The organism is uncultured Pseudacidovorax sp. (assembly GCF_913773995.1).
Lineage (GTDB): Bacteria > Pseudomonadota > Gammaproteobacteria > Burkholderiales > Burkholderiaceae_C > Xenophilus.
The window spans coordinates 32,597-42,032 of record NZ_CAJYES010000260.1 but is presented as its reverse complement, the minus strand read 5'-3'; the positions used below and the strand labels follow the sequence as shown (position 1 = coordinate 42,032).

At 68.9% G+C, this 9,436-nt stretch carries 8 protein-coding genes; 5 read left to right on the top strand and 3 right to left on the bottom strand.

Annotation, left to right across the window (positions count from 1 at the left end):
* Positions 1 to 777: DAHL domain-containing protein (locus QZ772_RS25360; protein WP_295532627.1), on the bottom strand; the 777-nt coding region annotated here is incomplete at its 3' end.
* Positions 778 to 931: 154 nt separating this feature from the next.
* On the bottom strand, positions 932 to 1,726 hold the full coding sequence (locus QZ772_RS25355; RefSeq protein ID WP_295532625.1) for an IclR family transcriptional regulator: 795 nt from the start codon (positions 1,724 to 1,726) through the stop codon (positions 932 to 934).
* Positions 1,727 to 1,864: 138 nt separating this feature from the next.
* On the opposite strand from QZ772_RS25355, the gene QZ772_RS25350 reads away from it, so the two are divergent.
* Genes QZ772_RS25350 through pcaF form a run of 3 tightly spaced genes read left to right on the top strand, consistent with a single transcriptional unit; the run spans position 1,865 to position 4,478 of the window.
* On the top strand, positions 1,865 to 2,572 hold the full coding sequence (locus QZ772_RS25350; RefSeq protein WP_295532623.1) for a 3-oxoacid CoA-transferase subunit A: 708 nt from the start codon (positions 1,865 to 1,867) through the stop codon (positions 2,570 to 2,572).
* Positions 2,572 to 3,231: a 3-oxoacid CoA-transferase subunit B gene (locus tag QZ772_RS25345; RefSeq protein ID WP_295532621.1), complete on the top strand. Its 660-nt coding sequence runs from the start codon at positions 2,572 to 2,574 to the stop codon at positions 3,229 to 3,231. Before QZ772_RS25350 ends, QZ772_RS25345 begins: the two co-directional genes overlap by 1 nt.
* Before the next feature lie 41 nt (positions 3,232 to 3,272).
* Positions 3,273 to 4,478 carry a 3-oxoadipyl-CoA thiolase gene (pcaF, locus tag QZ772_RS25340; protein WP_295532619.1) on the top strand — a complete coding sequence of 402 codons (1,206 nt, stop codon included), beginning with the start codon at positions 3,273 to 3,275 and terminating at the stop codon, positions 4,476 to 4,478.
* On the opposite strand, the gene QZ772_RS25335 is transcribed toward pcaF, so the two are convergent.
* Positions 4,479 to 5,087 (bottom strand): hypothetical protein, encoded by a 609-nt coding sequence (locus QZ772_RS25335; protein WP_295532617.1) that lies wholly within the window; start codon positions 5,085 to 5,087, stop codon positions 4,479 to 4,481.
* A 201-nt stretch (positions 5,088 to 5,288) separates the two neighbouring features.
* On the opposite strand from QZ772_RS25335, the gene QZ772_RS25330 reads away from it, so the two are divergent.
* Both QZ772_RS25330 and QZ772_RS25325 read left to right on the top strand, forming a co-directional pair.
* Complete coding sequence (locus QZ772_RS25330) at positions 5,289 to 6,338, top strand: TRAP transporter substrate-binding protein (RefSeq protein WP_295532615.1); 1,050 nt, start codon at positions 5,289 to 5,291, stop codon at positions 6,336 to 6,338.
* A complete protein-coding gene (locus QZ772_RS25325; protein ID WP_295532613.1) occupies positions 6,335 to 9,331 on the top strand; it encodes an EAL domain-containing protein in 2,997 nt (998 codons plus the stop codon). Before QZ772_RS25330 ends, QZ772_RS25325 begins: the two co-directional genes overlap by 4 nt.
* The last annotated feature ends 105 nt before the right edge of the window (positions 9,332 to 9,436 follow it).

Here is a 9,436-nt window from a genome sequence, read left to right as displayed (position 1 = left end):
CTGGATGCGGGCCGTGGTGTCCAGGCGCCTCACCGCATCGACCGCGCCATCGCGGGCGGCGCGCAGCTGATGGATGGCATCGCCCTGGGCGAGCAGGCGCTGCACGGGAAGCGCCAGCGCAGGGGCGGCCTCGGCGGCCGCGCGCAGGGCCTGGGCCGCCTCCTGCGCTCCATCGGTGTCGTTGCTGCCGGGCAGGAAGCCCAGCACATAGCGCTGGGCGGCGCCTTGCAGTGGTGTGTTCTCGGTCGCTTGCAGCAGCTCCTGCGCGGCGGTGGGCAGGCCGGCCTGCGCCTGCATCAGGCCGAGGTGGTTGCGCCGGAAGTCCGGCAGGCCCGCGGCCTTGGCGTCCACGGCCTTGCGCAAGGCCTCGAGCGCCTGCTTCAGACCTGGGCGGTCGCCGGCCGGCACCACGGCGGACAGGGCTTCCAGCTGCTCGATCTGCCCGGTGGCCCGGGTGGCGAACTGCGACAGCGGCCGGTCATCGGCGGTGCGCCCGGCCTGCAGCGAGAGCAGCAGCGTGTCGAAGCCGGCATCGGTCTCGCGCACGCTCAGCAGCTGGCACAGGAAGGCCATGTGCGCGCTGGCCGGCGCCGGATCGGCCCGCAGGTAGGTGAGGGTGAGGCCGGCGAGCAGCAACGCCACCACGGCGCCCACCCGCAGATACCAGGCGCGGGGGAGCTGCGCAGGCTGCGGCTCGGGAAGCGCCGGCGTGGCCATCGCGTGCCGTGGTTGGAGGCTGCCCCAGTCGGAGGGCGGGGCGGACGGCGCTGCGCTCATGGAAGCCACCTTTAAGCCCTGGAGGGCGTGGGCGAACGCTGTCGCCAGGAGGGTCGTGGAAGCGGAGAGGGAGCGAGCATGGCGCGCGATTCTGGACAGCGCCATCCCCTCTTGTATTGTGCTAGATCAAGACAACGGGCGCGCACCCAGGCTTCTACAGCAGGCTGGACACCCGCGCCGCGGCGTCCAGCAAGGGTGGCAGCAGGCTGTCCTGCATCACCTTGGCGCTGGTCCGGTTGGCCTGGCCGCTGATGTTGAGCGCGGCCAGCACCCGGCCGGCGCGGTCGCGCACCGGCGCGGCGATGGAGATCAGCCCTTCCTCCAGTTCCTGGTTGACCAGGCACCAGCCCTGTCGCCGCGCCTGGGCGATCCGGGCGCCGATGGCCTCGGGATCGGTCAGCGTGTGGCGCGTGAGCGCAGCAATGGGCGAGGCGGCCAGGCGGCGCTGCAGTTCGTCCTCGGGCAGGGCGGCCAGCAGCACGCGGCCCATGGAGGTGCAGTAGGCCGGCAGGCGCGAGCCGATGCCCACGTTGATGCGCATGATCTTGTGCGTGGGCACGCGCATCACGTAGACCACGTCGGTGCCCTCAAGCACGGCGGCCGAGCACGACTCCTTGACCTGGGCCACCAGCGACTCCATCACCGGCTCGGCCCGGTTCCAGATCGGCATGGAGGACAGGTAGGCGAAGCCCAGGTCCAGGATGCGCGCGGTGAGGAAGAAAAGGCGGCCGTCGCTTTCCACGTAGCCCAGCGTCTGCAGCGTGAGCAGGATGCGTCGGGCCCCGGCGCGGGTGAGGCCGCTGGCGGCGGCCACTTCGCTCAGCGTCTGCCGGGGCGCGCTGGCGCTGAAGGAGCGGATGACCTGAAGGCCGCGGGCGAAGGACTGCACGAAGCCGTCGCCGGGTCGTGGCGCTTCGGGAAGGTCGGCAGAAGGAAAGGAGGATGGCATGTTCGTGCAGGCGGGCTAGAATTCATTCTAAGAACAAATGTTCTTATAGCGAACATTTTTTCGCGAAGCTCTCCGTCGACTTTCCATGACCCGCGTCTGCGCCTGCAAGGGCCGACGTCCCTGAAGAAGGAACCCCGCATGATCGACAAACTCGCCGCCTCGGTGGAGGAGGCGCTCCAGGGCACAGCCGATGGCGCCACGGTGCTGATCGGTGGCTTCGGCACCGCCGGCATCCCGGACGCGCTGATCGACGGCCTGATCGCGCAAGGTGCGCGCGAGCTCACGGTGGTCAACAACAACGCCGGCAACGGCGAGGCCGGCTTGGCCGCGCTGCTCAAGGCCGGACGGGTGCGCAAGATCATCTGCAGCTTCCCGCGGCAGGCCGACAGCTTCGTCTTCGATGGCCTCTACCGCGCCGGCAAGATCGAGCTGGAGTTGGTGCCCCAGGGCAATCTGGCCGAGCGCATCCGCGCCGCCGGTGCCGGCATCGGTGCCTTCTTCTGCCCGACCGGCTACGGCACCGAACTGGCCGCCGGCCGCGAGACCCGCGTCATCGACGGCCGCCACTACGTGCTGGAGTACCCGATCCACGGCGACCTGGCCCTCATCAAGGCCGAGCGCGGCGACCGCTGGGGCAACCTCAGCTACCGCAAGGCCGCGCGCAACTTCGGTCCGGTGATGGCCATGGCCGCGAAGAAGACCGTCGCCACGGTGCACGAGGTGGTCGAGCTGGGCACGCTCGACCCCGAGGCCATCGTCACGCCCGGCATCTTCGTCAGCCGCGTCGTGAAGATCGATCGCACGGCCACCCAGGCCGGCGGCTTCAAGAAGAAGGAGGTGGCGTGATGGCCGACTACCAACGCCGAACCAAGGACCAGCTGGCCGCCCGCGTGGCGCAGGACATCTTCGACGGTGCCGTCGTCAACCTCGGCATCGGCCAGCCTACGCTGGTGGCCAACCACCTGCCCGCGGGCCGTGAGGTGGTGCTGCACAGCGAGAACGGCATCCTGGGCATGGGCCCGGCGCCGGCCGCGGGCGAGGAGGACTACGACCTCATCAACGCCGGCAAGCAGCCGGTGACGCTGCTGCCGGGCGGCGCGTTTTTCCACCATGCCGACAGCTTCGCCATGATGCGCGGCGGCCACATCGACATCTGCGTGCTGGGCGCCTTCCAGGTCAGCGCCACGGGCGACCTGGCCAACTGGAGCACCGGCGAGCCCGGCGCCATCCCGGCCGTCGGCGGCGCCATGGATCTGGCCACCGGCGCCAAGCAGACCTGGGTCATGATGGACCTGCTGACCAAGCAGGGCGTGAGCAAGGTGGTGGCGCAGTGCAGTTATCCGCTTACCGGTCTCGCGTGCGTCAAGCGCATCTACACCGACCTGGCGACACTGGCCTGCACGCCGCAGGGCCTGCGCTGCATCGACCGCGTGCCGGGCCTGTCGCTGCAGGAGCTCGAGCGCCTGGTGGGCCTGCCCATCGCCGACGACGCGGCCGCCGACTGAACACCCCCTCTTTTCATCCGATTCTCAAGGAGACCTTTCGCATGACCACCGACGCCTATATCTGCGACGCCATCCGCACCCCCTTCGGCCGCTACGGCGGCGCGCTGTCCAGCGTGCGCACCGACGACCTGGGCGCGATCCCCATCAAGGCGCTGATGGAGCGCAATGCCAAGGTCGACTGGCAGGCCGTGACCGATGTGCTCTACGGCTGCGCCAACCAGGCCGGCGAGGACAACCGCAACGTCGCCCGCATGGCCGCGCTGCTGGCCGGCCTGCCCATCGAGGTGCCGGGCGCCACCATCAACCGCCTGTGCGGCTCGGGCCTGGACGCCGTGGGCAGCGCGGCCCGCGCCATCAAGGCGGGCGAGGCGCAGCTGATGATCGCCGGCGGCGTGGAAAGCATGAGCCGCGCGCCCTTCGTCATGCCCAAGGCCGAGTCGGCCTTCAGCCGCAGCAATGCCGTCTACGACACCACCATCGGCTGGCGCTTCGTCAACAAGCTGATGAAAGCGCAGTACGGCGTGGACTCCATGCCCGAGACGGCCGAGAACGTGGCCGAGCAGTTCAAGATCGAGCGCGAGGCGCAGGACCGCATGGCCCTGGCCAGCCAGCAGCGCGCAGTGGCGGCGCAGAAGTCGGGCTTCTTCGAGTCCGAGATCGTGCCCGTGACCATTGCGCAGAAGAAGGGCGACGCCATTGTCGTGGCCAAGGACGAGCATCCGCGCGACACCAGCCTGGAGTCGCTCGCCAAGCTCAAGGGCGTGGTCAAGCCCGAGGGCACGGTGACGGCTGGCAATGCCAGTGGCGTGAACGACGGCGCCTGTGCGCTGCTGATCGCCAGCGAAGCGGCTGCCGCGAAGAACGGCCTGACGCCGCGCGCGCGCATCGTCGGCATGGCGACGGCCGGCGTGGCGCCGCGCATCATGGGCATCGGTCCGGCACCGGCCACGCAGAAGGTGCTGGCGCAGACCGGCCTCTCGCTCGACCAGATCGACGTCATCGAGCTGAACGAGGCCTTCGCGGCCCAGGGCCTGGCCGTGCTGCGCATGCTGGGCCTGAAGGACGACGACGCGCGCGTCAACATCAATGGCGGTGCCATCGCGCTGGGCCACCCACTGGGCGCCAGCGGCGCGCGTCTGGCGACCACGGCGGTCAACCAGCTGCACCGCGGCGGCGGGCGCTATGCGCTGTGCACCATGTGCATCGGCGTGGGCCAGGGCATCGCCCTGATCCTCGAGAAGGTCTGATCAGCGACCGATGAGTGCCAGGTAGTCGCTGAGCGTGCGCGGCGACACCGAGGCCAGCACCTGCTCGTACGAGGTGCCGTGCCGGGCCAGCAAGCGCGCGCTGGCCACCGCCTTGGAGCGGCAGAACCAATGGCAGGTGTGCTGCAGCAGCAGCAGCTCGGCACTCATCATGAAGGCCCGCGGCTTGTCGGCCAGCCCGGGCTCGTTGGCCGCCACGGCCGCGATGCCCTTCGCATGGATGGCGAAGGCACGCCGCACATCGAACAGCAGCCGCCCCGACAACAGCGGCTGTGCCCACGGCAGCCACATCGGCAGCTTGCTCACCTGGGCCAGCGGTGCATCGAGCGACGCCATGTCGTCCGAAAAACGCTTGAGCTGTTCGGCCAGCAGCGCCTCCGTCGCGCACAGGGTCTGCCAGATTTGCTGGCGTCGGTCCTCGTCGCTTTCGTCCAGCCACCGAAGGTAGCCGTCGAGCAGCGTTTCCATCTGCGGTTCGATGCGGTAGGGCGCCAGCCGTGCGGCGAGAAGGGCGACACGACGTTGTTGATCGCGCCGTTTCAACAGGTGCAGGCCAAACGCGGCCAGGGCCAGCAAGGCCAGAAAGTCCATGAAAGTTCCGCAGGGAAATGCCGAAGAAGAGGCAGTGTAGGCAGGTCTGCAACATATTCCTCGGCCGCAATGGCGCAACGAATACTTAAGGTTTCCAAAATTGTGTCTTTGAGCTCAATCATTAGGACACAATTTGCAACATGACGATTTCCTCTTCAAGATGCAGGAATTGACTGCGCGCCGCCTGTTCATTTCTGCCCCATGCGCCTCTTGCTGAGGATTTTTTGCTGCTGTTTCTGGATCGCCGCCTGGCCTGCGGCAGGGCAGGACGCGCCCCTGCAACTGCGTGTCGTGGGAGGGCTGGCGGGCCTGCCGCAGTACGACCAGCACGAGTCCGTCTTCTGGACACAGGCCCTTCCGGCGCTGATGCAGGGCCGCGTGGCGGCCACCATCGCGCCCTTCGACCAGGCCGGCGTGCCTGGCAACAAGATGCTCACGCTGCTGGAGACGGGCGTGGTGCCTTTCGGCACTGTGCTGCTCAGCCAGGTGGGCGGTGAGCATCCGGCCCTTGCCTTGCCCGACCTGGCGGGCCTCAGCGCCGACGCCGCCACGCTTCGGCGCGTGGTCGACGCCTTCCGGCCCGAAATGGACCGCATGTTGCGCGAGCGCTTCAATGTGAAGCTGCTGGCCATGTACATCTATCCGGCGCAGGTCATCTTCTGCGCGGCGCCCATGAAGGGCCTGACCGATCTCAAGGGCCGGCGTGTGCGCGTCTCCAGTGGAACACAGGCCGACTTCGTCCAGGCGCTGGGCGGCACGCCGGTGCCGACCGCGTTTGCTGCGCTCATGAGCAACATGACCTCGGGCAACACCGACTGTGCGATCACCGGCGGCGCGTCCGGCAACACGCTGGGACTGCACCGCATCACCCGGTCGCTCTTCACCATGCCGATCAACTGGGGCCTGGCCATCTTCGGTGCCAATGCCGACGCCTGGTCGGTGCTCCCTGGCGACCTGCGCATCGTGCTGGAGCAGCAGCTGCCCCAACTCGAGCGCCGCATCTGGGACCAGTCCATCCGCGATACCGACCTGGCCATCGCCTGCAACACCGGAGCCGGCGCCTGCGAAAGTGGCACGCCGGGCGCCATGGTGGCGGTCGCACCCAGCGCCGACGACGACCGCCTTCGCCGCCGGATCCTGTCTTCCACCATCCTCGTGAACTGGCTGCAACGCTGTGGTGCCGAATGCACGCGGCTGTGGCAGCGCACGATCGCACCGGTGATCGACACCAAGGCGGCGCGCACGCCATGAAGTCGAAGAACGGACCGCCGCGGCAACTGGCCGCGTCCACGCTTGCGCTGGCCGCACTGTTCATCGTGGTGGTGTTCGGCCTGGCCGTGTTCGCGGTGCTGGAGATGCGCAACCGCGCCGTGGAGGACGCACGCGACCAGATCGACCGCTTCCTCAGCGGTTCCGTCGCCGCGGTCAACCAGAACCTGCTGGGCGTGGATCTGCTGCTGGCCGACTTGGGCATGCTGCTGCGTCCGGTGGGCAACGAGGACATGGCGGCGGCGGCCGAGCGGGCGGCCCGCAACATGCAATCGCTGGCCCGACACAGCCTGCTCGTCGAGCGGCTGGAAGTACTGCGTCCGGACGGCAGCGTGGTGTCGCCGTCCCGCGGCGACCCCGTGCAACTTCCGCCGGCCTTCACCGCCCGCCTGATGAGCCAGCCGGTGCCCGAGCTGATGACGACAGCACCATCCCTGAGCCCGCGCACTTCGCAGCAGGTGCTGTACTTCACCCGCATGGTCCGCCTGCCCGATGGCACGCAAGGCATCGCGCTGGCCGAAGTGCAGGTGGCATCGTTGGCGCGGCTGCTGGCCCATGGTGCGGGCATCGACGGCATGGAGGTCACGCTCGAAAGCCTGAGCCAGGGCCTGCTGGTCAGCGTGCCCCCGCGAAGCGAGATCGCCGAAGGCGCTGCCAAGTTGGCCGACTTGCGCCGCGCTGCGGATGCGCGCGGCATCGTGCGGGCCGACTCGCGCCTGATGGGTCAGGACGCGCTGCTGGCGCTGCGCCCCACGCTCAACCAGGACATCGTGCTCAGCGCCGGTCTGCCGATGGAGCAGGTGCTGGAGGGCTTCCGCACCGAGCGCAACCTCATCGTCGGCGTGACGGGGCTGCTCATGCTGATGGTGATGGGCGTGTCGGCCTATGCGCTGCACCAGCTGCGTGAGCAGTGGATGCGCCGGCGCGAGGCCCTGCATGCCAAGGGCATGCTGGACCAGGCGCTCGAATCCATGTCCGACGGCTTCGTCCTGCTGGACCCCGAAGGACGGGTGGCGGCCTGGAACCGCCGCTTTGCCGACATCTTTCCCCAGGCGCGCATGGCGCTCGAGGCGCGCATGCCCATGGCGGCCGTCGAAGGCGCCGTCTCCGGGCGCAGCGCGGAAGAGGTGGCGCTGATGCCGCCTAGTCTGCCGCAGGCGGGTGAGCAGGAGCTGGAACTGCCCGACGGCCGCACCGTGGTCGTCGTCAAGAGCCCGACGCCCAACGGCGGCATGGTCTGCGTGTACCGCGACACCAGCGAGAAGCGCCGGCATCTGGCCGACATCCTGGAAGGCAAGGCGCAGCTGCAGGCCACGCTCGATGCGCTGCCCGACGTGCTGCTGGAGCTGTGCCTGGACGGGCGCTGCATCGGCTTCCATTCGGCGCGGGCCTCGCTGCTGGACATCGGCGACCCGGTGGGCAGCACGCTCGCCGAGGTGCTGCCCGGCGACGCGGCGATCCAGATCATGGCCGCCATGCGCGAGGCGTATCTCAAGGGGCTTTCGTTCGGCAAGCAGTTCGAGCGCAGGGCCTCGCAGGGCACGGCCTGGTTCGAGATCTCGGCTTCGCGCAAGCTGGTGGGCGAGGGCGCCGACGCGCGCTTCATCGTCATCCTGCGCGACATCACCGACCGCATGTCGGCGCAGCTGCAGATCGACCACCTGTCCTTCTACGACAACCTCACCGGTCTGCCCAATCGCCGCATGCTGCTGCACCGGCTGCAGTCGGCCATCGACGCCAACGTGCGGCGCGAGCGCCAGGCGGCGCTGCTCTTCCTGGACCTGGACCACTTCAAGACGCTCAACGACGCGCAGGGCCGCAACGCCGGCGACGTACTGCTCAAGCAGGTGGCGCAGCGCCTGCAGCAGCTCATGCGCGAGGGCGACACCGTGGCACGGCTGGGCGGTGACGAGTTCGTCATCCTGATCGAAGGCCTGAGCGCCGATTCGGCCACCGCCGTGATGCAGACCCAGGCCTTCGGCGAGGCCGTGCTGGCCGAGCTGGGCAGGCCGATCCAGCTGCCGGCCATGACCTACCACGGCACCTGCAGCATCGGCGCCACGCTGATCAGCGCCAGTTCCGCCTCGCTCGACGATCTGCTCAAGCAGGCGGACATCGCGATGTTCCATGCCAAGACCGCCGGCGGCGATGTGCTGCGCTTCTTCGAGGCGGACATGCAGACCACCGTCAATGCACGGGCCTCGCTGGAGAGCGAGCTGCGCGCGGCCCTCAAGGCCCGTGGCCAGTTCCTGCTGCACTACCAGCCGCAGGTCACGACCGAGGGGCGCGTGGTGGGCGCCGAGGTGCTGATCCGCTGGCTGCATCCGCAGCGTGGGCTGATCCCGCCGGCGGCCTTCATCGACGTGGCCGAAGAGACCGGCCTGATCTCGCCCATCGGCCTGTGGGCGCTGGAGCAGGCCTGCAAGCAGCTGGACGACTGGAGCACCCATCCGCGCCGCCGCCACCTCACGCTGGCGGTGAACGTGAGTGCGCGTCAGTTCCGCAAGGAGGACTTCGCGGACAAGGTGCGCGAGGTGCTGATCCGTACCGGTGCCGATCCCTCCAAGCTCAAGCTGGAGCTGACCGAAAGCCTTCTGCACGATGAGGTCGCCGAGACCATCCGCAAGATGAAGTCGCTGGCCGCCATCGGTATCCGCTTCTCGATGGACGACTTCGGCACGGGCTACTCCTCGCTGTCGTACATGGCGCAACTGCCGCTGCACCAGATCAAGATCGACAAGTTCTTCGTCAGCGGCATCGGCGCCAATCCCAAGATCGAGCTGATCGTGCAGACCCTCATCGGCATGGCGGCCAACCTCGATCTGGAGGTGGTGGCCGAGGGCGTGGAGACGCGCGCGCAGCTGGACTTCCTGACCCGCAACGGCTGCCGCGTGTGCCAGGGCTTCCTCTTCGGCCGGCCGCAGCCGGTCGAGGTGCTGGAGACGCAGCTGGATGCGGAGCTGATCCCGCACTGAGGCTCATGGCCGGCCTGCCGCGGGCCCGGGGCAGGGCGGGCCAGGCTCCGTGCCCCCCGGAGCGGCCCTGGGCACAATGCCCGCTTCGCCCAGCCTGCTTGCCAC

Bases quoted from the DNA above. Each gene is read 5' to 3' on its own strand.
- QZ772_RS25355 (WP_295532625.1), bottom strand. From the start codon at position 1,726: ATGCCATCCTCCTTTCCTTCTGCCGACCTTCCCGAAGCGCCACGACCC.
- QZ772_RS25350 (WP_295532623.1), top strand. From the start codon at position 1,865: ATGATCGACAAACTCGCCGCCTCGGTGGAGGAGGCGCTCCAGGGCACA.
- QZ772_RS25345 (WP_295532621.1), top strand. From the start codon at position 2,572: ATGGCCGACTACCAACGCCGAACCAAGGACCAGCTGGCCGCCCGCGTG.
- pcaF (WP_295532619.1), top strand. From the start codon at position 3,273: ATGACCACCGACGCCTATATCTGCGACGCCATCCGCACCCCCTTCGGC.
- QZ772_RS25335 (WP_295532617.1), bottom strand. From the start codon at position 5,087: ATGGACTTTCTGGCCTTGCTGGCCCTGGCCGCGTTTGGCCTGCACCTG.
- QZ772_RS25330 (WP_295532615.1), top strand. From the start codon at position 5,289: ATGCGCCTCTTGCTGAGGATTTTTTGCTGCTGTTTCTGGATCGCCGCC.
- QZ772_RS25325 (WP_295532613.1), top strand. From the start codon at position 6,335: ATGAAGTCGAAGAACGGACCGCCGCGGCAACTGGCCGCGTCCACGCTT.